The organism is Rhodoluna sp. KAS3 (assembly GCF_026000575.1).
Classification (GTDB): Bacteria; Actinomycetota; Actinomycetes; order Actinomycetales; family Microbacteriaceae; genus Rhodoluna.
Genome location: NZ_AP026910.1, coordinates 81,448 through 102,633, shown reverse-complemented (window position 1 = coordinate 102,633; position 21,186 = coordinate 81,448). Strand labels below are relative to the sequence as shown.

Sequence of the window (21,186 nt, the reverse complement as noted above, 5' to 3'; positions counted from 1 at the left end):
GATTACTGAACCTCTCGGGTAACGGTCTCTGCGATAGATGCTGGGCTCTTGTCGGCGCGCAGTGCGTCGCGGAACTCCTCGTGCATTACCTTACGAGCTAGCGAAGCCAGGATCGAAAGGTGTGCGCTGTCGCCAGATGCTGGCGCTGCGATTAGGAAGATTAGGTGCGATGGGCCGTCGTCGGCACCAAAGTCAATGCCCTCGACTGACGTTGCTACTGCAACTGATGGGGCGGTTACAAGGTCACTCTGTGCGTGAGGAATAGCAATGCCACCCTCGATGCCGGTTGGGAAGTGTTCTTCGCGCTTTGCGACTGCCTCGAGGTAACCCTCGATCTCGGTGATGCGGCCTGCAGCAAGCAAACGCTCTGCAAGAAGACGGGTTGCCTCTTCTTTGGTGGTTGCTTCAATATCGACGATAACGATGTCTGCAGTAGTTACAGCTGTACTCAAATTGCTTGCTCCTTTGGAAGCTTTGTTATTACTAACCCGGATTTACGATACTGAGCAAGACTGGAAGCGCTTGCCATTTTTCGATAAATGATGCGAGAAAGTAACAATTGTTATTTGTAGAAAAGATACAAATGAAGAATAGCCCCAAAAGACCGGGCAACTCAGCTAAAGCGGTGTGTTGTCACCATGGGTATATGTGTGGGAAACTGTACGTTCACCCCACTCACTTATATAAAAAACGGAGTATTTGATGTCTGTTATCTCGCTTGAGGTTGAGGTTCTTGACCCTATCGGTCTGCACGCTCGCCCAGCCAGCCAAATCGTGAAGCTGGTTAAGGAGTCAGGTTTGACCATCACTATTGGTCGCCCAGGCGAGGACTTCGTTAAGGCCAACTCAGCACTGATGCTGATGTCTCTAAAGATCAAGACCGGCGAGAAGCTAACCCTTCAGTTTGAGACTGAAGACTCAGCGGTTGCAGCAGACCTGCACGCTCAGATCCAAGAGTTCCTGAAGGGCTAGTACCTTGTCTCTTGCTCAGGGCACCGTTCTGTCTGGCCTAGGTGTCGGCCTCAACTCGTCAGTCGGCGAGGTCCTTGTTGTAAAGCCTCAGGCTCCGCTTCCGGAGTGGAGCAAGTCATCGAAGTCTGCAGGAGACGAGAAGGCTGCGCTTAAGCAAGCGATTACAAATGTTGCCAATACTTTGGACACCCTCGGCGAGCGCGCCGGCGGAACCACTGCCGAGATCTTCGAAGCACTCAAGTTTTTGCTTGAGGACGAAGAGCTTTTTGAGCTAGCTGAATCAAACATCGATGAGGGTTGGACTGCCGGTGCCGGCTATGGCAAGGCGGTTGACACCTTTGCCGAGCTACTTGGCGGCGACCCTGACTTTGACGAGCGCGTAAAGGACCTACAGGACCTTTCAAAGCGTGTGCAGGCAGACCTAGCCGGAATCGAAATGGCACTAACCCTGCCAGAGACCGGCCGCATTGTTTTGGTGGGCGAGGACTTTAGCCCGGCCGACACCGCCCAGTTCACTAAGGCTGTAGTTGGTGTTATCACCCTCAAGGGTGGACCAACCAGCCACACCGCAATCATCTGCCGTTCACGCAGCATTCCAGCTGTGGTTTCTTGTGGCGCTGCTGCCGACCTATCAAACGGTGACACCGTTTTGGTTGACCCAGTTGGCGACCGCGTAGTTACCGGCGGAGACGAATCATTGGCAACCAAGGCAATCGAGTTTGTGGCCTTGAACGAAGACCCAGTGATTCCGGTTCGCGCAAACATCGGTACCTTGGCAGACGCCCAGGGTGCATCGGCCGAAACCTTGGCTGAGGGTGTTGGACTGTTCCGCACCGAGTTGCTTTACCTATCGGCAGCAACTGCTCCGACCATTAATCAGCAGGTTGCTAGCTACAGCGAGATTCTTGCTGCTGCACCGGCTGGCCCAATCGTGGTTCGCACCATCGATGCTGGTTCAGACAAGCCTGTGCCGTTCTTGCACATGCCTCACGAAGAGAACCCTTCACTTGGTGTGCGCGGATTCCGTTTGATTCAGGACCACCGCCAGTTCATCGAAGACCAGCTGACCAGCCTTGAGGCTGCACGCTTGGCCACCGGCCGCGAGGTTTGGGTTATGGCCCCGATGATTGCAACCGTGCAGGAGGCAAAGCAGTTTGCAGAGTTGGCACGTAGCATCGGTGGTTACAAGGTTGGCGTGATGGTTGAGACACCTTCTATTGCAGCCATGGTTGATCAGCTTGAAGGCGTTGTTGACTTTGTGAGCATCGGCACCAACGACCTGTCTCAGTACCTATTTGCAGCTGACCGCATGAACCCATCTTTGGGTGCTTTGCTAAACCACTGGCAGCCAGGATTGATTCGCACCCTGGCCCGCATTGCTGATGGCGGCAAGAAGGCCGGTATTTCAGTTGGTGTTTGTGGCGAGAGCGCGTCTGACCCAGCATTTGCTGTGGTGCTAGCCGGTCTTGGTATTTCATCGGTGAGCGTTTCTAAGTCTCAGGTGACTGTGGTGCGAAACGCGTTGTCTTCACTGGACCTAGCCGACTGCAAAGAGATTGCCAACAAGGTTTTGGCGGCCACCTCTGCAGAAGAGGCAAAGGCTGCTGCACTAAATGCTCTCGCGAAGCTCTAAGGTCTCAGTTGTCGGTGCCGGCTCAGTCGGTGCCTCAATGGCCTACGCCATGCTCATTCGTGAGTCTGCGCGCGAGGTTGTTCTGTACGACATCAATGAAGCCAAGGTAACCGCCGAGGTTCTAGACCTAGCCCACGGAACCCAGTTCACCGGAGCATCTTCTATTACCGGTGGCACCGACATTGCCCTGACCGCTAATTCAGATGTAATTGTGATCACTGCCGGCGCAAAGCAGAACCCAGGGCAAACCCGCCTTGAACTAGCTGGCATCAACTTTTCAATTCTTGAATCGATGATTCCAAAGCTGCTTGAGCACTCGCCTGAGGCCATCTTCTTGCTGGTCACTAATCCGTGTGATGTGTTGGCAACCGCAGCACTCAAGCTGACCGGGCTGCCTTCTAACCGCGTGTTCTCATCGGGTACAGTTTTGGATTCATCCCGTTTGCGCTGGTTGCTTGGAGCAAAGCTTGGGGTCAGCACCGACAGCATTCACGCGCTGATTGTTGGTGAGCACGGCGACTCTGAGTTTGCCCTTTGGAGCCAGGCGCACATCGGCCCAGTGCCATTGAGTAAGTGGATTACCGACACCGGCTCTGCACTAACCCGAACCGACCTTGATGAATTGGCGCTTTCGGTAAAGACCGCTGCCTACAAAGTGATTGAAGGCAAGGGTGCCACCAACTATGCGATTGGGCTTTCGGGCGCACGCATTGTTGAGGCCATTGTGCGAGATGAGAACGCGATTCTGCCGGTGAGCTCAGTACTTAGCAACTATCGCGGTGTTGACGGCATTGCGATGTCGGTACCGACTCTGGTTAACCGAAACGGTGCGGTTCGTGCGATTGATGTGCCGATGGATGCATCAGAGCAGTTGTTATTTGAAGCTTCGGCGAGCGCAATTGCAAACTCGCTGGCTCAACTAAACCTGTAGAGCTTTTACGCGGCTGCCTGATGCCACGCGCTCGGTAGTCACGCCTCTAGCCGCCATAGCGTCGGCCATGTCATCGGCATGTTTTAGGGCCAGCACCAATACCGGAACCGTGGTGCGGCTCAACCTTGGCTTGGAACCACGGGCCGATTGAGCCACGCGAACCTGATTTACAAAACCCGCAAGGACCGGAATGGTCGTGATGGTTATTGAGAGCAGCAAGGCCACAACCTCGGGAGCCACACCAAATCGGCGCCACGGCCCAAGCACACACTCGATGGCGATCATCATGTCTGAGGTCTTGGTGGTCAGCGAAAGCAGAGTGGCAAACATCACGCTCACTAGGACGCGACCCGAGTTGACCACGGTTTGCTCGAGGGTTAGAAAAATTAGCTGCGGCACAACCATCAACAGCACCAACCAGCGGGTCTGCCAAAGGTCATTCAAAAAGCCGCGGATGCCAAAACCGGCAAGTAAATACGTCACCACCATGGCGATCGCGGCCACCGATAGCGCAACCAGGTTGCGGCCGGTAATAGAGATGAGCAGCACGATGACCGCCAGGGCAATGATTTTTGGGCCGCCATTGATGCGGTGCAAAATGCTGGCGCCTGGGCGATAGAGGCTGAACACTAAACGCTCGCTAGGTAGCGATCAATAACTTTGTCTGGCTCGCCCATTTGCTCAAGGCGGCCATCTTCAAAGTGCAGCAGAACATCGCAGCGGGCTGCCAGGTTCATGTCGTGGGTAACCAAGACCAACTGCTGATCAAGTTCATCGAGCAAGAGGTTGGCAATTTGCTTGGTGTTGGCTGCATCAAGCAGCGCAGTAGGTTCGTCGGCAACAATCAGCCCCGGGTTGGCTACCCAAATTGCACAGATTGCCAAAAGCTGCTTTTGACCACCGCTGAGTGAGTGAGCAGGTTCTTCGGCAACTGCCAAGAGCCCAAACCTAATCAGTGCCGCACGAACCTTGGCTTCTAGCTCGGCTTTATCTAGGCCCGAACCGCGGAGTGAAAACGCAACGTCTTCTTGCACGGTTGGCATGATGATCTGCATGTCAGGGTTGCTGAAGATAAAGCCGACTTCTCGCCTAGCCGCCATCGGGTTTTTGCCCGGGTCAATCTCGTGAACTGAAACCCTGCCCTCGGTCGCGGTAACCAAACCGTTGAGCAGTCTTGCAAAGGTTGACTTGCCCGAAGCATTCAGACCAATGACACCAATTCTGCGCTGGTCCAACTTGATGTTGAGGTTGCGCAGAACCGAGCGACCACCGAATCGTACGGTCACATTGTCAAAGCTGATTGCTGAGGTTCTTGGCATGCTAGTTTGCGAAAGCCTTTGGGTAGGCGCGGTAAAGCGCAAGGGTTACAACTGTTGCAATTACGACCTTTATTCCGTCACCAATCAAGAATACTGATGCACCGACCAAAGCTTCGGTGAATGAAATGCCGAGAATTAGAGCCATGAATGGAATTCCGAAAGCGTAGATGGCAACGATTCCACCGAGGATGAAGCCAAGAACGGTGCGCACCACGCTCGGCTTACCAAGGTGAGCACGAACGATAAGACCGATAACGATCGCGCCGACGATCCAGCCGATTAGGAATCCGACGGTCGGGCCAACGAAGACACCCAGGCCACCGCGGCCACCGGCAAGAAGTGGCAGACCTGCTGCAACCAGCAACTCAAAAACGATTACCGCAACCGCACCGCGCCAAGGACCAAGAACCGCACCAGCCAGCATGACACCTAGGGTCTGAGCTGAAATTGGCACTGCGCCACCGAAAAGTGGGATGGTTCCAGGTAGACCTAGAACAGCAATAATGGCTGCAAACACAGCAATCTTTGAAAGGTCGCGAACTTCGATTGGCTTGCGGTTTGACATGGGGGTTCTCCTAGCAGCGGTCAGTGGTCATCGGGGTTAGTGGTCGAGCGTCTCTTGAACGCTGTTCACCTGAACACTGTTCAAGAGCATAGTATGCTGATTCTCAAATGAGCAACTTGACTGAGTCAACCGGCAAATCTTCGCGTCACACTCGCGACGATGTGCTGGCCGCTGCCATGAAGATTTTGGATGAGCTGGGCCTGCCCGACCTCACCATGCGCAGACTGGCCGCGACCCTTGAGGTTCAGCCGGGCGCTCTTTACTGGCACTTTGCCAATAAGCAAACCCTGCTGGCCTGCATCGCCGACGAGATCATCGAGCGCGCAAAGGGAATCGGTGTGGGTTTGGATTGGAAAGCCGCGACCCGCGCTGAAGCCGAGTCACTGCGCGACGCGCTACTTGCTTTTAGAGATGGTGCCGAAGTGGTTAGCAGCACACTGGCTTTGGGCTTGGGAGCCAATCAGGCCCAGGCGCGCTTGGCCAGAGCGGTTGCTGGCGGCGGGTTTGAATCAGCCACCGCAGAGACCGCGGCAGCAGCAATTTTGCACCTAATTTTGGGCCAGGTTTGGCACGAACAGCAACGCATTCAGGCCGACAGCCTGGGCGTAGTTAGCGGAACCGCTGGCGTAACCCCAGAGCACGCAGCCCTTGGCCTGCCTAGCAACCAGGCGTTTGAACTTGGTATTGCGCTGTTACTCGAAGGCCTCGAGCAGCTTGCGCACTCGAGGAATAACCTCGGTACCGTATAGCTCAATCGACTTCATCAAACGCTCGTGCGGCATTGGGCCGTTGGCGTATTTGAGGTCAAAACGCTGAGCACCGACCGATGTAATGGCGTGAACAATCTTCTTGGCAACAGTCTCAGGTGAACCTGCGTACACCGACCCGTGAATAACCTCACTCATGAAGTGCTGCGGGGTCGGCGGAGCCCATCCGCGTTCTTGACCAATGCGCCCAAAACCAGCCAGGTATGCCGGCCAAAGTTCGTTGGCCGCCTGTTCGTCATCTTCGGCAATGTGACCAGGTGAGTGAATTGAAATTGGCAACTGCTCTTTACCCAGCTCAGTTAGCTGCTGACGGTAAAGGTTGGCAAACGGGGCAAACCGGGCAGGGTCGCCACCGATGATGGCCAGCGCCAAAGGCAGACCTAAGCGGGCGGCGCGAACCACTGACTCTGGGCTGCCGCCAACGCCAACTCGGATTCCCATTCGGCCGCGATCGGTCTTTGGGTAGATCTCTTGGTTGTGCAGCGAACTGCGGGTGGTGCCCGACCAGGTGATGGCCTGCTCTCCCCATAGCTGAACTAGAAGCTCAAGTTTTTCTTCGAACAGAACGTTGTAGTCGCTGAGGTTGTAGCCAAAAAGCGGGAATGACTCAGTGAATGAACCGCGGCCAGCAGTGATCTCGACGCGGCCGTTTGAGAGGGCATCGATGGTGGCAAAACGCTGATACACGCGCACTGGGTCTTCACTAGACAGCACTGTAACGCCGGTGCCGAGGGTGATGTTCTTGGTTACGGTGGCAATGCCGGCGAGCATGGTGTCGGGGGCTGAAACCGCAAAGTCATCGCGGTGGTGTTCACCAACGTTGAATGCGTCGATGCCCAGCGAGTCAGCGAGCTTGGCCTGCTCGACCACATTGCGCAGCACTACTCCGGCTGACTGCGGGTTTCCCTGAAGGTCGTTGGTCATATCGCCAAAGGTGTCCAGGCCAAATTTGATGTCTTTTGAAATACTCACGAGATAAGTAAACCACCACTTGACAAGATTTTGTTCCCAGTAGATGCCGTAGGTTTTGACTATGGCCAAAATCACCCCTGAACAGTTCTCAGCCTTCGCGGCATCGCGCCGAACCACCCGCGATTTTTTGCCGACTCCCGTGCCCGAGAGCGTGATCGATGAATTGCTTACCGATGCAATGACCTCGCCGAGCTGGTCGAACACTCGCCCATTCTTGGTGGCAGTGGCCAGCGGAGATAAGCGCGACCGAATCAGTGCCGAATTTTTGAAGCGCTGGGCTGCCCTGTCGGCTGCCCGAGTAGGCGGCCTAGTGCCCAAGTTGAAATTGATTCTGACCCGCTACGGCTTGCCGACCAGCAACCGGATGATTGCCAAGCCCTACCCATCCGAACTCAAGGGCCGCGCAGCTCGGGTTGGCAAAGAGCTGTACTCGGCCATTGGCATTGAACGCGGAGACAAAGTCGGCCGCGACGCCATGTGGGCCAAGAACTACGAATTCTTCGGTGCCCCAACCGAACTTTTTATCTTCGTGCACAGTAGCCTGGACATTTTTTCGGCCTCAGATGCCGGCCTGTTTATGCAGAACCTGATGCTCAGCGCGCACTCCCGCGGGCTGGGCACCTGCGCCCAGGGTGCGGTTGCCATCTGGGATGACGTGGTTCGCAGTGAATTTGAGGTGCCAAAGCAGTATCGCCTGCTCTGCGGGGTGGCAATTGGCTACCCTTCTGACGCGGCAATCAATGACTTTAAAGCACACCGATTAGACGTGTCTGAAATCAAGGCAACGCCCTATAAATAGCCCTTCACGGTATGCTTGACCCTTGAATAATCGAAAAAAATGAGGTCACTTTTGAAAGACTTTTTACTGCGCGCAAGCAAGTACGCACTGAAGCGCGGCAAGGTTCGCCGTTACACCCTGAAACTAAATGAGTTGAGCGAAAAGTTGCTCCTCATGGGCCCAGATGACATCAACGCCCAACTGATCAAGAAGCTTGAAAAAGGTAAGCCACTAGACGAGATTCTGGTTGCTCACGTTCGTTCAACTTACCCAAAGGGCAACCGTGTTGCTGCCCGCGGTGCGCTACAGCGCATCTACGAAACCGAGTCAACTCGCACTCTCGGTGCGTTGTCATTCGGTACCTTCTTGGCTCTTGACGGTTTGTCAGAGTCTGCACTCGGTTTCTTCCGCGAAGCAGGCGTTGACCTAGCCAAGCGCGTTGCCACCTTTGAGTACTTTGACGTTTACGTAAAGGAAGAGCCTAAGAAGGCCCTTGCTGAGGTTGACGCGCTACTAAACGGCACCACCTTGAACCCGAGCGACTACGCTCAGCTAATCCGTGTTGCAATCAAGAACCAGCACACCAAGGATGTACGCAAGTGGGTTGCCAACCTTGACACCCCAAGCAACCGCAAGAAGCTAAGCGAGCTTGAGGTTATTGAGCTTGACTGGTGGGTCAAGATGCTGGCTGACGACGGCAAGCAGGTTAAGGCCCTAAAGAACACCGTGAACTTTGCGGTTATGGACTACAACATGCTCGACTACTGGCGTTCATCATCTAACCGTGGTGACTACGTTCAGACCCTTGCCGCTATTTCTCACCTACTGCGTTTCCAGAACGTTGAGTACGTTGGCGGCAGCGACCTAGCTGGATACCTAACCAAGCTGAAGTCACACGTTCAGAAGCACCGCCGCATTGAGGGCAAGGCTCCGGTCAAGGTTCAGCCAGTTGAGCTGCACCGCGACTACTCATCAGGCCGCGAGTACCCAGAGAACACCTGGTTGATCTCAAACGGATGGTTCATGCACCGCCCTTATAAGGGCGAAGTTGACTTCCCGTACCCAAAGAACGTCAACCCAATCATGATTTCGTTCCACATTCAGGACGCAGACGTGTTGAACGCCAAGGTTGCCGCTGAGCTAAAGAAGTTTGGCCCAATCGGTTGCCGCGACTGGACCACTGTTTACCGCTTGCGCGACTGGGGTGTACCTGCCTTCTTCTCAGGCTGTGTAACCACCACCGTTGGTCAGGTTCTGCCAAAGGCACGCTTCGGCGGCAAGATTCCAAAGCTTGCAGTTGTTGAGGCTGGTCGAAAGTGGATGAAGTTCCGCTACATGTTCATGTGGAAGTGGTTCTACATCCAGATCGGTGACTACGTACGCCGCTTCTCACTAGTTGAGGGCATCGAAGACGCACGTGGCATGTTGGCCAAGTACGCCGACTACGGCAAGGTAATCACCAAGCGCCTGCACTGCTACCTACCTGCACGCTCAATGGGCCTCCCAGTTGAGTTTGTTCCTGGAAAGCGCTCAGATGTTCGTTTCGAGGGTCTACTTGACCTAAACGAGGCAGACTTCAACAAGATCCGCCACGGCATCGAGCACAAGCTTGAGGTTATTGTTGGCCACATTCTTGAGGGCAAGTCATACGAAGAAGTTATGGCAATCTGGCGCGAGCTAGTTCAGCCAGACGTTGAGTTTGCTGAGCAGTACGCAACCAACCTTGAGCCATTGGGTGAGTCAGCAATTGACCTGCCTGAGGTTTACAAGAAGTTCAACTCACACGTTGTGAAGCTAAACGACAACAAGCGCGGCAAGAAGGCTGTTGACGTTGCGTTTGCGTGTGACCAGAACCTGCAGAACGAGCTAATCGTTGTTATTGCATCGATGATGAAGAACACCAAGCGTGAAGTTAACGCCCACATTCTGACTCGCGGTCTTTCTGACGACTACTTTGCCAAGGTTGCTAGCTTGTTCCCGAAGGTTAACTTCTACTTCCACGACTTCTCTGACATCAGCTATGGCAGCAAGGTCAACTTGATGAAGCACATCACTGTTTCAACATTTGACCGCTTGTTCTTGCCACAGGTTTTGACCGAGCTAGACAAGGTGCTTTACCTAGACGTAGACATCTTGGTTCGCGGAGATGTTGGCGAGCTTTACGATACTGCACTGGGCGACTACGCCTTTGCTGGTAAGAAGAGCCGCCTAGATGGCTGGTCAAGCTTGATCGACGTCATCACCCGCATCAGCTTGCAGTTGCCGGCTAAGCAGGCATGGGCGCTTCGCCGCCGTGCACACGCTACCGGTGACCTAACCGCTGACACCTACAACGCGGGCATCTTGGTTATGAACCTAAAGAAGATGCGTGCTGAGAACTTTGTTGAGAGCAACCTCTACCTAGTAGAAGAGCTGCGCCTAAACGACCAGGATGTCATGAACTTCTGGTCACGCGGCCGCGCTGTTGCCCTGAACGACGACTGGAACTACGTTCCAACTCAGGACTACTCAAAGAACCCGCAGATTGTTCACTGGGCTGGCCCGGGCAAGCCTTGGAAGCAGGGCTTTGCTCTGTACAAGGACGAGTTCCAGAGCTACGCCAAAGAACTTGGTTTGAAGATCGGAAAATAAATGAAGACTCCAACCAAAGCAGTTATCCCGGTAGCCGGGCTAGGAACACGTTTCTTGCCGGCCACTAAGGCCATGCCTAAAGAGATGCTGCCTTTGGTTGATAAGCCAGTCATTCAGTATGTCGTTGAAGAGTCGGTTCGCTCCGGCCTAACCGACATCCTGTTCGTCACCGGTCGCGACAAGTACGCGCTGGAGAACCACTTTGACTCTGCCGAGGCTCTCGAGTCTCGACTAGAAGAAAAGGGTGACGACGAAAAACTTGCACTGGTTCAGAACCCAACCCACCTAGGAAACATTCACTATGTTCGCCAGGGTGGAGCCAAGGGTCTGGGCCATGCAGTCCTAGCATCTCGTTCGTTCACCGGAGGAGAGCCGTTTGCGGTTCTCCTCGGTGACGACGTGATCGAAGAATCAAGCCACCTGCTTGAGCGCATGATTGAAGTCTTTGTTGAGACCCAGTCATCGGTGGTGGCCTTGGTTGAAGTGCCAATGACTGAGATTCACAAGTATGGATCAGTCAAGCCAGCCGGTCAGAATGGTGACGTAGTTAGCGTCTCTGACTTTGTTGAGAAGCCAAAGGCTGAAGTTGCGCCTTCTAACTACGCGGTAATTGGCCGCTACATTTTGCGCCCTGAGATTTTAGACATTATTGAAACCCTTGAGCCTGGTGCCGGCGGCGAGATTCAGCTGACCGACGCCCTGGCAATTGCTGCCCGCAACCCAGAGACCTCTGGTGGCGTGGTTGGTGTGCTGTTCTCTGGTGAGCGTTATGACGCCGGCGACAAGCTTGAGTACTTGAAGGCCACCATTCAGTTGGCCACCAAGCGTGACGACCTAGGTGCAGATCTTCTGACCTGGATGAAGCACTTCATCGCTGATAAGTAATTAGCCTAAAAACTCGGCAAACTGCTCGGCCGAGCCGGGTACTGAATTTTCATACAACTTGATGTCGTGTTTTTGCACGCGCGCCTTGAAGGCATCGACGTTGGCTTGATTGGTGCGGCCGCTTGGTAGACCACTCTCGAGCAGCACCTTGATCTGGCGCAAAGACAGCAGGCGGTCGGCCAACTTTTGGGTGTCGTTGGTCTGCTGGGTGATTGACTTGGCGCCCTCGGTGCGCACCCGCCACAAATAGACCGGCTTGGCCAAGATGTCGAACGAGTTGCTGACCAAATAAGCGCGGGTCATCAGGGTCATGTCTTCAAAGAAAACCCCGGTCGGAAACTCAAACTCGTGGTGCTGCCAGAAGCTGAACTTGAACAGGCGGTTCCACGCCGTGACATCTTGAATGGCCGCTGGGTGCTGGGCCAGTGTGGTGCGGCTGAGTGTGCCTTTGGCAAAAACCTGACGGGTATCAACGCGCTTGATGCGGGTTAGGCCCTTGATTCGCAGCACGTCGCCAACCACAAAATCGCTGTTGGTTTTGGTGGCCTGGGCAGCCAGCTCGTGCAGTGCGTTTGGGGTCAGCGCGTCATCGCTGTCTAAAAACATCAGGTAGTCGGTGGCCGCAATGGCACGCACACCAGCATTTCGAGCGGCACCTAGGCCGGCGTTGGCCTGGTCAACGATGGTCAGGTTTAGCTGGCCGGCAAAGCTTTGAGCCACCTTGAGTGAACCGTCGGTCGAGCCATCATTAACCGCGATGACCGCTAGGTTTGGGTACTTCTGGGCAACCAGGCTCTGCAGGCACAGGGCTAGGTAACGCTCAACGTTGTAGACCGGAACCACGACTGTGATTTTGGGAGCATCGGTGTTGGGCTTTTGCTCGGTGAGCTGGCCGTGGCTGGCCTTGCTGGCGATGGCCTTGTAGCGGGCCATCAGCAGGGCATCAGAAACCTTGGCGGCAAACGGGTGCGAAAGCAGGTTGTAGCCGGCGCGAAGCAGGGGTTTCATGCGGGCTCCTAGTCGGCAGCCGCAAGCTGGCCGCAGGCGCCGTCGATCTCTTTGCCTCGGGTGTCGCGCAGGGTGGTTGGCACTCCAGCTTTTTCGAGGCGGCGCACAAACTCATCGGTGACATCGCGGCTCGAGGCAGTCCAGATTGAACCCGGAGTTGGGTTTAGCGGAATTGGGTTTACGTGCACCCAGCCCTTGCCGCGGGCGTTTAGCTTCTCGGCCAACAGATCGGCGCGCCAAGCGTGGTCGTTCATGTCTTTGATCAGCGCGTACTCAATTGAAACTCGGCGACCGGTGGCATCAAAGTAGGCGCGGGCAGCATCTAGAGCCTCGTCAACCTTCCACTTTGAGTTGACCGGAATCAGTTCGTCGCGCAGTTCGTCATCAGGTGCGTGCAGTGAAAGAGCAAAAGTAACTGGGATGTTTTCTTCGGCCAGCTTTTTGATTGCCGGGACCAGCCCAACAGTTGATACGGTCACACCGCGAGCGGACATGCCCAAACCCTCAGGCTGTGGCGCAACCATGGTGCGGACCGCGGTCATAACGCGTGAGTAGTTGGCCAATGGCTCACCCATACCCATGAAGACGATGTTGGTAACGCGCGAAGGGGCGTCGGCCAGCTTGGCCTTGCTGCCACCAAGTTCTCCGGCAGCGATCGCCTGGTTGGCGCGCACTACCTGCTCAACAATTTCGGCAGCCGACATGTTGCGGGTGAGGCCAGCCTGACCAGTGGCGCAGAACGGGCAGTTCATGCCACAGCCGGCCTGCGATGAAATACAAAGGGTGATTCGGCCGGTGTAGCGCATCAAAACTGACTCGACCAAAGCGCCGTCAAATAGGCGCCACAAAAACTTGATGGTGTCACCGTTATCGGTCTGTAAGCGCTTTACTTCTGTGAGCAAAGGAGGCAACATTCCGGCCACCAACTCTTCGCGGCCAGCAGCCGGAAGGTCGGTCATCTCAGCTGGATCGCTGGTGTATTTGGTGAAGTAGTGGGCCGCAATCTGCTTGGCGCGGAACGCCGGCATGCCAAGCTCTTTCATTTTGGCAGCGCGCTCTTCGGCGGTCATATCAACCAGGTGAACCGGTGGCTTGCCGCGCTTTGGCTCGGCAAACATCAATAACGGCTTGCCCTCAGCGTCTTTTTGCTGCTTCCAACCTTCGGTCTTCGGACGCACCTGCCGTAGTTCAGACATTTGGGCTCCTAAGGATTTGGAAGAGGCTGCCCTGGCAAAAGATTTGCGGGCTCTATAACAGTTTACCTTCAGCCTGTTTTTTGGCCTAGAGGGGCTATATCATTGTCTGGGACCAAAATGTAATCGCTTACCGATTTTGGTCAAAAACACGAGGAGACACAAAATGACTGGTGCCAGCATCCTGGTTTATGCAGAACGCGTTGGCGGCAATCTTGGGGAGATTGAGAAACTACTAAAGGGTCCACTGAAGGACTTCAGCGGCATTCACGTACTGCCGTTCTTTCACCCATACGACGGCGACGACGCCGGTTTTGACCCGATCGACCACAAGATTGTGGACCCACGTCTTGGAAACTGGGCTGACTTCAAGCGCATCTCAGAAACCCACGAGCTAACCGCTGACCTAATCGTTAACCACGCGTCAGCACTTTCTCCAGAATTTATCGACTGGCAAGAAAAGGGCGATGCCTCAGAGTACGCCGGCCTGTTCTTGACCTTCGACACCGTGTTCCCTAACGGTGGTACCGAAGAGGGAATCACCTCTTTCTACCGCCCACGCCCAGGCATGCCGTTCACCGCATACGAGGTTGCTGGCAAGCGCCGCCTAGTGTGGACCACCTTCATGCCGTCACAGGTTGACATCGACATCAAGCACGAGAAGGGCCAGAACTACCTGAAGAGTGTTCTTGAGGCACTTCAGTCAGGTGGCGTAAAGGTTGTCCGCCTCGACGCAGTTGGCTACGCGGTCAAGACTCCGGGCACTGACTCATTCATGACCCCAGAGACCCTTGAGTTTGTTGAAGAAATCACCGAACTGATTCAGTCATACGGCATGCGCGTTTTGGTTGAGGTTCACGCTCACTACACCCAGCAGCTAGACATTGCTCCGCTGGTTGACCTGATCTACGACTTCCAGACTGCTCCCCTGCTGTTGCACTCATTCTTCACCGGCACCGTTGACCGCTTGGACGACTGGTTCAAGATTCGCCCAAACAACTGCCTAAACGTGCTTGACACTCACGACGGTTACGGCGTTATCGATGGTGGGCCAATCAACGGCCGCCCAGGTTTGATTACCCAGGATGAAATGGCGTTCATCTTCAAGAAGGCCGAAGAAAACACCAACGGTCACTCGGCAATTGCATCAGTTGTGCCGCAGTGGTTCACCCTGCCTCACCAGATCAACGCCACCCTGCCAAACATCGTGGCTAACGACACCGCCTACACAATCATGCGTGCGGTGCAGTTCTTCTTGCCAGGTGAGCCTCAGGTTTACTACGTAGGTCTTTTCAACGGCATGGATGACGTTGAGCTGTTCAACAAGACCGAGCAGGGCCGTGACGTAAACCGCCACAACTACACCCCTGAAGAAATTGCAGTTGCCCTTGAGCAGCCGGTAACCAAGGCCATCATCGCTTTGGCCCGCCTGCGCAACCTGCCAGTATTTGACGGCGAGTTCTCATGGAACGTAACCGGCGAAAGCAGCCTGCGCATGGGTTGGGTCAACGGAGATGACTCAATCTCACTTGAGTTCAACACCTCAGTAGATGCGCCAGAGTTTGTCATCGAGGTAAAGGATGCCGCAGGCACCCGCAGCTACAACTCGGTTGAAGCCCTAGGCAGCGCAGAGTAATTATGAGCGCGGCAACCAACGAGGTAAGCGGCCAGGGTTCTGTGGCGCAGGGTTCTGCTGGCCTGACCCGATTCACTCTGCTTGACGGCATGCGCGGCTTTGCTGCCCTTGGCGTGCTGTCATTCCACGTGGTCGTGCTGTCGATTTACCCTTACCTCGACTCTTGGTACCTGCTGGTTGACTTCTTCTTTGTACTCTCGGGCTTTGTGCTATTTCCATCGATGCCACAGAAGATCCGCAGCTTTCCAAAAGATGCCCTGCGTTTTGTTGTAAAACGCGTCTTCAGATTCTGGCCTATGCTCTTGGCGGTGCTGCTGTTCACCTGGGCAGCGCACACTTATTTGATTCAGGCCGAGAACATTCTGAAGCCGGCACCGACCTTCCCGGACCCCAACTTCACCTCTGAGCTGTTTGTGCAGTCACTGCTGCTCATGCACATCTGGGTTTCGGCTGCAATTGCCATGAACTGGTCACTCTGGTCGCTGTCGGCCGAGTGGTTTGCCAACCTGATTTTCACGCCACTAACCGCACTCAAGGGCTTTGGTATCTGGCTCGGAATCATCGCTGGTTATGTAATGCTCTGGTACGGCCTCAACCACGACCAAGACTGGATTGGAAACTCTTCAACCTTTGGTTCTGGCCCGATTCGCGAGTGGGAGGCCTTGGGCCGCGCAATGCTTGGTTTTGGTTTGGGCCTTTTGGTTCGTAAGCACCTGACTTTTTTGTCGAAGATTAGAAACTGGTGGATGTTTGTAATTTCACTGGCAGTGGCATGGCTTTTGTTTCAGTCACACGGATTCTTCCAAGACGACATGGTCTACTGGACCACGTACTTTGCGGGACCAGTATTTGCGCTGCTCGTGCTTCAGGCATCGCAGTTCAACCCAAGCGCAAGCGGCATTTGGGGCAAGTTCTTGACGTTCATGGGCAAGATGTCTTTTGGTATCTACGCATTCCACGTTGTAGTTTCACTGAACTACGACAAGTTTGTGCCAGAGGCCCTAGGCTCACCATTCCCTGGTGACGAAAAGTGGACCATCTACTTGGTCACAAAAATTGTAATGGTGTCGTTTATCTCGTTCGTTCTGGCATACGGAACCAACTGGATTTTTGAGCGCCCACTGCAGGCCCTGGGCCGCAAGATCGTTAAGGCTATTCGCTAGGCCAACGAGCACCAGCCAGGTATACAATTCCAGCATGGAAGCGAATGAGCAACCTCCAAAAGCAGGCTCACTCAGAAAAAAATGGGGCAAGTACCTGCTAATAGGCGGTGCAATCTTGTGTGTTCTCTCTCTGGGCAGCATCGCTAGCGCTGGGCTGACCATGTTCGGAGGTCTTGCCTCAGGTGGAATGGTTCCAGGCCACGGTCAGGATGAAATCGCTCGCTCGGCATCCTCGGTTGCGCAGGCTTCAGCTGGACTAGTTTTCGGAGCAATCTCCGCACTAGTAGGGCTCGTAATGGTGCTTATTCGTACTCGCGAGTAGACATTAGGAAATAGTAACCGCGTTCGCCCTCTCGGGTCCCCTCCGCCTCGAAAACAGAGTTCACTTGAACGGCAAAATACACCGTTCCCTCGGGGAACACTTTTTCCGCTGTGAAGACGAATCCCTCGGACTGACTTAAGCTACCGGAACCATGGTTCTCTGAAAGAGCATCGATACATTCGGATACCTGGGTTTCTGAATCGCTGCCCAGGGGTTCGATCTCGAAATCGCGCCGGATAGAGGTGTAATTGAGTCGATGTGCCAAGTCCACAACTGCTTCGCACACCATCTCATCTGTCAGGGACTCGGCAGCGAAATATGTGGTCGATTGGTAGGCGTTATTCGCGCTGCAGTCAAATGGCATGGCGCAGGATTTATCAATGCTGCCGCTAGGAAGACCAAGAGCACTTGCTTCCTTCTGAATTTCCACAAGAGTATTTCGATGGGCTTCGGCCAACTTCGGGTCAGGAATTACAGCACAACTCGACAGGGTCAATGCGAGTCCGACTACGGCAACAGCCCGCCCAAAACCAACGATAGGTCTCGAAATGGCCATCACATCCACTGCCTATCCACGAGAGTCCAGTACAGGTAAATTCAGCGTTGCTTTGAAGAGCACGTGCTGGCCGGCCTCTTGGGTTAGTGACCAGGAGCCATCGAGGTAGTCAACCCAGCTGCTGATAATTGCGGCTCCGCCACCGGGGTTTTGTGGGTTGCTGAGTGCGTGGCCATCATTTGCGATTTGAAAATCAAAGTGGCCGTCTTGAGCAGCGATTGAGAGCCACACGTTTCTTGCTTGACCGTGGGCTGCGGCATTCAAAATTACCTGCTCGGCAATTCGATACAGAGCCAACTTGGTTCGCTCTGGCAAGGCTGGCGACTGCACGGCAGAGTCAATCCCAATGGCCACCTTTACTTCTGGAGAATAGCGGTCGGCAATGTCACGGATGGCGGTTGCAACTGAGATCTGCTGCAGGTCAGGTGAAAGCTGCTGACTGGCCTTACGCACATCAACCCGCCGGATGTGCTCAATTTCTTCGATGAACGAGTTGGCTATGGCAGCTTGGTCGGTCGGCAGATTTTTGATTGAGTTGCGCATTTGCAACCCAAGAACAACAAGCTGCGATTGGAGTCCATCGTGAAGATAAGTCGCGATCTCTTTACGAACCTGTTCCTGAGCCTCAACAATCTTGGTGCGCTGCCCCTCAAGCTCGTGCAGCAAGGTTTGGGTTCGGTCAACCTCAGCAGCCAACTTTGCTGTGGAGCGGCCTATCGAGGCATTGATCGAAAGATACATCAGCCCAGTGACCCAAAATAGCGGCAGACCATCGACTAAGTCTCGGTTGAGTCGAACATCAAACATGTCGATCAGGAACCAACGCATAGGAACGATGAGCGCACCAAGGAGAATCGCGGTGGCGAAGTAAATCGGGGCCTGCACTTTAGTGAACTTTGCCATAAGTGTGCGCCCGAGTCGGAGCGGCAAGAAGACCACGGCAGCGGTAATAACCGCGGGCATCGTCATTTTTTGAATGGCCTGAAAAGCTGTGAGCCGAGTGGCTTCATCGCCAACATTCATCTCAACGACTGAACCGGACAGCAGCACAAAAAGACTCAACAAAAATGCTATTTCTTTGTCTCTAATCGGCCATGGGCCAAGCGCCCTTACGGCAGCCCGACCTCGGCTAGACATTGAATTCAGTGCTTCTGCTCTCACGCAGGTAATTTAGCACGGCTGTGGTTCTTAGATCAGTGCCAGGTTTAGGGTTTGGCACCAAGACCTTATAAACCTTGGATAAATCTTGACGAATTGTTACCGGAGCGAATCCTAGTTGGTTGGCAATTTCAACCGCGTCTAACCCCGATGCAGCCAGCGCCATGATCTGACGCTGCTTGGTGGTTAGCGAACCAAGGCCGCCACCAACGGCGACAACTGCATCGTTGAGGCGCACCTTTGGGTCGATGATGTTGAGACCCTTGGCGGTTGAGTTGAGAACGTTGACTAGGTAATCGATTGAGAGGTCAGCTGATTTTTGGATCATCGACCACCCGTATCCGGAGTCCTGCGGGAGTGAATCGGTGAAGGAAGCTGAGATCAACTGGGAGTAAAGAACGATGCCGATGTTTGAGTTTCGGGCGCGCAATTCAAGTCCGAGTTCGATACCTGAGAGCGAGTGGCTACCGAGGCCAACATCGAGCAGAGCAACATCAACCATGCTGATGTTTTCGGCCAGTGCGTCATCTGATGAGCCGGCTGTGATAACCGAATCGATGGCTGGGTGGGCCCGAAGCGAGACGGCCAAGAGGCCTAGTAGTGCGGCATCGTTTTCTACGAATAGAACTCGTAGACCTCGCATACCCACCGCCTCGCCATCAGGGCATTCATCCCGTGTGCCTCAAGGATAAGTCGAAAAGTGGGTGTCCGAACATATTCATACAGATGTATGGACATCACGACTAGCCTTAATGTTTACGCGAGGCCAAAACCGGCCGGAATGGGGGCATTATGAGCAAACAATGTCAAAGCTGTGGCATGCCACTGCAGACCAAAAAGGCGGGCGATTGCCGCGGCACCGAAGCCGACGGAAGCCGCAGCGAAAAGTGGTGTTCACTCTGCTACGCCGACGGAAAATTCTTGACGCCAAACTGCACGGTTACTGAAATGCAGGAGATTGTGGACAAGGCGCTAATTGAAAATGGCAGTGGCAAACTAATGCGCTTTCTGGCCAAGAGGCAGATTCCAACACTCGAGCGCTGGAAGGCCTGAGCCCCGCTAGATTGTTCCGGCGTCTAGGCCGGCTAACACCTCTTGGGCGCGCTCTTGCAGCTCGGGCAAATCACTCAATCGCTTTAGACCAAACACCTGCTGGCTCATTCGATGGTTCTTTACGAACGTATCTTTGTGGCGCTCAAGGAAATCCCAGTACAAAGTTGTGAACGGGCAGGCATCGGTGCCCACACGCTTCTTTGGGTCATAGGCGCAAGGTTTGCAGTGCTGAGTCATGCGGCTCAAATACGCACCGCCAGCTGCGTAGGGCTTGGTCATCAGCAAGCCGCCATCGGCGTGCGTTGCCATACCGATAATGTTTGGCACCATTACCCATTCAGCAGCATCGATGAATTGCTCGCGCATCCAGTCCAAAAATTGCTGCGGATTGGTGCCGGTAACCAGGGCAAGATTGCTCAAAATCATGAGCCGCGGAATGTGGTGGGTCCAGGCGCGGGCCTCAACATCGGCGACCACTGAACGCACACAGTTCATCTGAGTTTTTGACGAATCATTGAACAGCGGCAAGAGTTTGCGATCAGCATTTAGAAGGTTGAGGTTTCGGTAATCCTCACCCAAAAACCAATACATTCCGTTGATGTATTCGCGCCAGCCAATGACCTGCCGAACAAATGCCTCCACCGATTCAATCGGAGCGCGACCGGCGCGGTAGGCATCGACCACTGCAGCAACAACCTCACTGGCATGCAACAAACCATTGTTGAGATACGGGCTGAGTAGTGAGTGGTGAAGCGCCCAGTTATCGGCCGCAACGGCGTCTTCATAAGGGCCAAACCCAGCCAAGTGGTGCTCAATAAAATTAGCCAACTGGCTCAGTGCACCCTCGCGGGTGGTGGCCCAGGTGTTGGTAGGTTCGTGCTCCAACTGGGTGGCAACCTGGGCATCGATGTCATCGCGACCATGCTCAAGATAGGCGGGCCAAGTGTAGTTTTTTGGCGGCGGCAGGCGGTTTTCAGAGTCGTAGTTCCAACGACCACCCTCAGGCTCACCGTTAGAAACCAAGATGCCTAGGCGCACTCGTTGAGCCCGATAGAAGTTCTCCATCACAAAAGATTTCTGCTTTTGAGCCCACAGATCAAATAGCGCCCGAGTGGTTAGAAACAGGTCATTTTCGACAAAGTCGACGCCAAAGTCTTTGAGCTGCTGATACTGACGAAACGATGACGGTTCAGCGCAGTGAATCGGTAGGTTGCCAAATTCAGCTTGGGCAGCTTTGAGGCCATCGATAGTGGTTGGCGCTTGGATGTATCGAACGGTGAAACCGCGCGACTGCGCCTCAGCGGCAAAGTGTCGTGCTGATGAAAGCAAAAAGAACAGGCGCTCTTTATGCCAAGGACGGCCAGTAATCATTCTCTGGCTCTCGACAAGCACCAGGGCATCGGTGTTGGAATCAGCGGTCTTGAGAATACCGTGATCAAAGTTAAGGTGATCGTGCGCCACATACAGCAGGCGCGTGGGCTGGGCAGCAGTCACTAGCCCCTGCACTTTTGCGAGCAGTACTTTACGTTGGCCCAGTCGCGGGCCCACTTTTTGCGCCATTCAAAAGGAAGCCCGCAGCGTTCACAGATTTTGGGTTCAAACCCATTCTTGGTTTTGGCTGCAGGCATGACTCAAGCCTAACTA

At 54.4% G+C, this 21,186-nt stretch carries 23 protein-coding genes; 11 read left to right on the top strand and 12 right to left on the bottom strand.

The genetic code is table 11. The features are described 5' to 3' along the window. Positions 1-2 precede the first annotated feature (2 nt). A complete protein-coding gene (locus OO731_RS00505) occupies positions 3-452 on the bottom strand; it encodes a fructose PTS transporter subunit IIA (RefSeq protein WP_264890247.1) in 450 nt (149 codons plus the stop codon). A 250-nt stretch (positions 453-702) separates the two neighbouring features. Here OO731_RS00505 and OO731_RS00500 point away from each other — a divergent pair, with 250 nt between their 5' ends. Genes OO731_RS00500 through OO731_RS00490 form a run of 3 tightly spaced genes read left to right on the top strand, consistent with a single transcriptional unit; the run spans position 703 to position 3,536 of the window. Next, positions 703-972, top strand: coding sequence for an HPr family phosphocarrier protein (locus OO731_RS00500; RefSeq protein WP_264890246.1), 270 nt, complete (start codon positions 703-705; stop codon positions 970-972). Positions 973-976: 4 nt separating this feature from the next. Further along, positions 977-2,605 (top strand): putative PEP-binding protein, encoded by a 1,629-nt coding sequence (locus OO731_RS00495; RefSeq protein WP_264890245.1) that lies wholly within the window; start codon positions 977-979, stop codon positions 2,603-2,605. Continuing rightward, the gene (locus OO731_RS00490; protein WP_264890244.1) at positions 2,586-3,536 is read left to right on the top strand and encodes an L-lactate dehydrogenase; all 951 of its coding nucleotides are present in this window, start codon (positions 2,586-2,588) and stop codon (positions 3,534-3,536) included. Before OO731_RS00495 ends, OO731_RS00490 begins: the two co-directional genes overlap by 20 nt. Here OO731_RS00490 and OO731_RS00485 read toward each other — a convergent pair. From OO731_RS00485 to OO731_RS00475, 3 genes are read right to left on the bottom strand one after another with little or no spacing between them, the layout of a single operon-like run. Continuing rightward, the gene (locus tag OO731_RS00485) at positions 3,525-4,166 is read right to left on the bottom strand and encodes an energy-coupling factor transporter transmembrane protein EcfT (RefSeq protein ID WP_264890243.1); all 642 of its coding nucleotides are present in this window, start codon (positions 4,164-4,166) and stop codon (positions 3,525-3,527) included. The genes OO731_RS00490 and OO731_RS00485 overlap by 12 nt on opposite strands. Beyond that, positions 4,166-4,855 carry an ABC transporter ATP-binding protein gene (locus tag OO731_RS00480; protein WP_264890242.1) on the bottom strand — a complete coding sequence of 230 codons (690 nt, stop codon included), beginning with the start codon at positions 4,853-4,855 and terminating at the stop codon, positions 4,166-4,168. Before OO731_RS00480 ends, OO731_RS00485 begins: the two co-directional genes overlap by 1 nt. A 1-nt stretch (position 4,856) precedes the next feature. Further along, positions 4,857-5,420 carry a biotin transporter BioY gene (locus OO731_RS00475; RefSeq protein WP_264890241.1) on the bottom strand — a complete coding sequence of 188 codons (564 nt, stop codon included), beginning with the start codon at positions 5,418-5,420 and terminating at the stop codon, positions 4,857-4,859. 107 nt (positions 5,421-5,527) lie between these two features. Between OO731_RS00475 and OO731_RS00470 the strand changes: the two genes are divergently transcribed. After that, complete coding sequence (locus tag OO731_RS00470) at positions 5,528-6,169, top strand: TetR family transcriptional regulator (protein ID WP_264890240.1); 642 nt, start codon at positions 5,528-5,530, stop codon at positions 6,167-6,169. Here the strand turns inward: OO731_RS00470 and OO731_RS00465 are convergent. Beyond that, a complete protein-coding gene (locus OO731_RS00465; RefSeq protein WP_346732378.1) occupies positions 6,113-7,159 on the bottom strand; it encodes an LLM class flavin-dependent oxidoreductase in 1,047 nt (348 codons plus the stop codon). The two genes, OO731_RS00470 and OO731_RS00465, sit on opposite strands and share 57 nt — an antisense overlap. Before the next feature lie 61 nt (positions 7,160-7,220). Between OO731_RS00465 and OO731_RS00460 the strand changes: the two genes are divergently transcribed. The 3 genes from OO731_RS00460 to galU are packed head-to-tail and all read left to right on the top strand — an operon-like array spanning position 7,221 to position 11,453. Then, complete coding sequence (locus OO731_RS00460) at positions 7,221-7,958, top strand: nitroreductase (RefSeq protein ID WP_264890239.1); 738 nt, start codon at positions 7,221-7,223, stop codon at positions 7,956-7,958. 39 nt (positions 7,959-7,997) lie between these two features. After that, complete coding sequence (locus tag OO731_RS00455) at positions 7,998-10,568, top strand: glycosyltransferase family 8 protein (RefSeq protein WP_264890238.1); 2,571 nt, start codon at positions 7,998-8,000, stop codon at positions 10,566-10,568. Further along, complete coding sequence (gene galU, locus OO731_RS00450) at positions 10,569-11,453, top strand: UTP--glucose-1-phosphate uridylyltransferase GalU (RefSeq protein ID WP_264890237.1); 885 nt, start codon at positions 10,569-10,571, stop codon at positions 11,451-11,453. On the opposite strand, the gene OO731_RS00445 is transcribed toward galU, so the two are convergent. Both OO731_RS00445 and rlmN read right to left on the bottom strand, forming a co-directional pair. Beyond that, on the bottom strand, positions 11,454-12,461 hold the full coding sequence (locus OO731_RS00445) for a glycosyltransferase family 2 protein (RefSeq protein WP_264890236.1): 1,008 nt from the start codon (positions 12,459-12,461) through the stop codon (positions 11,454-11,456). An 8-nt stretch (positions 12,462-12,469) separates the two neighbouring features. After that, the gene (gene rlmN / locus OO731_RS00440; RefSeq protein ID WP_264890235.1) at positions 12,470-13,657 is read right to left on the bottom strand and encodes a 23S rRNA (adenine(2503)-C(2))-methyltransferase RlmN; all 1,188 of its coding nucleotides are present in this window, start codon (positions 13,655-13,657) and stop codon (positions 12,470-12,472) included. Between the two features lie 163 nt (positions 13,658-13,820). Between rlmN and OO731_RS00435 the strand changes: the two genes are divergently transcribed. From OO731_RS00435 to OO731_RS00425, 3 genes are read left to right on the top strand one after another with little or no spacing between them, the layout of a single operon-like run. Next, the gene (locus tag OO731_RS00435; RefSeq protein ID WP_264890234.1) at positions 13,821-15,290 is read left to right on the top strand and encodes an alpha-amylase family glycosyl hydrolase; all 1,470 of its coding nucleotides are present in this window, start codon (positions 13,821-13,823) and stop codon (positions 15,288-15,290) included. Between the two features lie 2 nt (positions 15,291-15,292). Further along, positions 15,293-16,453 carry an acyltransferase gene (locus OO731_RS00430; protein WP_264890233.1) on the top strand — a complete coding sequence of 387 codons (1,161 nt, stop codon included), beginning with the start codon at positions 15,293-15,295 and terminating at the stop codon, positions 16,451-16,453. A 34-nt stretch (positions 16,454-16,487) separates the two neighbouring features. Beyond that, entirely contained in the window at positions 16,488-16,775 is a 288-nt protein-coding gene (locus OO731_RS00425) for a hypothetical protein (RefSeq protein WP_264890232.1), read from the top strand. On the opposite strand, the gene OO731_RS00420 is transcribed toward OO731_RS00425, so the two are convergent. Genes OO731_RS00420 through OO731_RS00410 form a run of 3 tightly spaced genes read right to left on the bottom strand, consistent with a single transcriptional unit; the run spans position 16,756 to position 19,132 of the window. Further along, positions 16,756-17,331, bottom strand: a complete 576-nt coding sequence (locus OO731_RS00420) for a hypothetical protein (RefSeq protein WP_264890231.1) — start codon at positions 17,329-17,331, stop codon at positions 16,756-16,758. The two genes, OO731_RS00425 and OO731_RS00420, sit on opposite strands and share 20 nt — an antisense overlap. A 12-nt stretch (positions 17,332-17,343) precedes the next feature. Then, positions 17,344-18,492: a hypothetical protein gene (locus tag OO731_RS00415; protein ID WP_264890230.1), complete on the bottom strand. Its 1,149-nt coding sequence runs from the start codon at positions 18,490-18,492 to the stop codon at positions 17,344-17,346. Continuing rightward, positions 18,461-19,132, bottom strand: a complete 672-nt coding sequence (locus OO731_RS00410) for a LuxR C-terminal-related transcriptional regulator (RefSeq protein ID WP_264890229.1) — start codon at positions 19,130-19,132, stop codon at positions 18,461-18,463. The genes OO731_RS00415 and OO731_RS00410 overlap by 32 nt, the downstream gene beginning before the upstream one ends. A 149-nt stretch (positions 19,133-19,281) precedes the next feature. Between OO731_RS00410 and OO731_RS00405 the strand changes: the two genes are divergently transcribed. Next, positions 19,282-19,542: a zinc ribbon domain-containing protein gene (locus OO731_RS00405; RefSeq protein WP_264890228.1), complete on the top strand. Its 261-nt coding sequence runs from the start codon at positions 19,282-19,284 to the stop codon at positions 19,540-19,542. A gap of 6 nt (positions 19,543-19,548) precedes the next feature. Here OO731_RS00405 and OO731_RS00400 read toward each other — a convergent pair whose 3' ends face one another. Beyond that, positions 19,549-21,036, bottom strand: coding sequence for a cryptochrome/photolyase family protein (locus OO731_RS00400; protein WP_264890227.1), 1,488 nt, complete (start codon positions 21,034-21,036; stop codon positions 19,549-19,551). Beyond that, positions 21,036-21,170, bottom strand: coding sequence for a DUF2256 domain-containing protein (locus tag OO731_RS06800; protein WP_346732377.1), 135 nt, complete (start codon positions 21,168-21,170; stop codon positions 21,036-21,038). The genes OO731_RS00400 and OO731_RS06800 overlap by 1 nt, the downstream gene beginning before the upstream one ends. Between the last annotated feature and the right edge of the window lie 16 nt (positions 21,171-21,186).

What these genes read in the sequence shown, in the direction of transcription:
- OO731_RS00500 (WP_264890246.1), top strand. Translation starts at nt 703, where the DNA reads ATGTCTGTTATCTCGCTTGAGGTTGAGGTTCTTGACCCTATCGGTCTG.
- OO731_RS00490 (WP_264890244.1), top strand. Translation starts at nt 2,586, where the DNA reads ATGCTCTCGCGAAGCTCTAAGGTCTCAGTTGTCGGTGCCGGCTCAGTC.
- OO731_RS00480 (WP_264890242.1), bottom strand. Translation starts at nt 4,855, where the DNA reads ATGCCAAGAACCTCAGCAATCAGCTTTGACAATGTGACCGTACGATTC.
- OO731_RS00475 (WP_264890241.1), bottom strand. Translation starts at nt 5,420, where the DNA reads ATGTCAAACCGCAAGCCAATCGAAGTTCGCGACCTTTCAAAGATTGCT.
- OO731_RS00470 (WP_264890240.1), top strand. Translation starts at nt 5,528, where the DNA reads ATGAGCAACTTGACTGAGTCAACCGGCAAATCTTCGCGTCACACTCGC.
- OO731_RS00460 (WP_264890239.1), top strand. Translation starts at nt 7,221, where the DNA reads ATGGCCAAAATCACCCCTGAACAGTTCTCAGCCTTCGCGGCATCGCGC.
- OO731_RS00455 (WP_264890238.1), top strand. Translation starts at nt 7,998, where the DNA reads ATGAGGTCACTTTTGAAAGACTTTTTACTGCGCGCAAGCAAGTACGCA.
- galU (WP_264890237.1), top strand. Translation starts at nt 10,569, where the DNA reads ATGAAGACTCCAACCAAAGCAGTTATCCCGGTAGCCGGGCTAGGAACA.
- OO731_RS00445 (WP_264890236.1), bottom strand. Translation starts at nt 12,461, where the DNA reads ATGAAACCCCTGCTTCGCGCCGGCTACAACCTGCTTTCGCACCCGTTT.
- rlmN (WP_264890235.1), bottom strand. Translation starts at nt 13,657, where the DNA reads ATGTCTGAACTACGGCAGGTGCGTCCGAAGACCGAAGGTTGGAAGCAG.
- OO731_RS00435 (WP_264890234.1), top strand. Translation starts at nt 13,821, where the DNA reads ATGACTGGTGCCAGCATCCTGGTTTATGCAGAACGCGTTGGCGGCAAT.
- OO731_RS00430 (WP_264890233.1), top strand. Translation starts at nt 15,293, where the DNA reads ATGAGCGCGGCAACCAACGAGGTAAGCGGCCAGGGTTCTGTGGCGCAG.
- OO731_RS00425 (WP_264890232.1), top strand. Translation starts at nt 16,488, where the DNA reads ATGGAAGCGAATGAGCAACCTCCAAAAGCAGGCTCACTCAGAAAAAAA.
- OO731_RS00420 (WP_264890231.1), bottom strand. Translation starts at nt 17,331, where the DNA reads ATGGCCATTTCGAGACCTATCGTTGGTTTTGGGCGGGCTGTTGCCGTA.
- OO731_RS00410 (WP_264890229.1), bottom strand. Translation starts at nt 19,132, where the DNA reads ATGCGAGGTCTACGAGTTCTATTCGTAGAAAACGATGCCGCACTACTA.
- OO731_RS00405 (WP_264890228.1), top strand. Translation starts at nt 19,282, where the DNA reads ATGAGCAAACAATGTCAAAGCTGTGGCATGCCACTGCAGACCAAAAAG.
- OO731_RS06800 (WP_346732377.1), bottom strand. Translation starts at nt 21,170, where the DNA reads ATGCCTGCAGCCAAAACCAAGAATGGGTTTGAACCCAAAATCTGTGAA.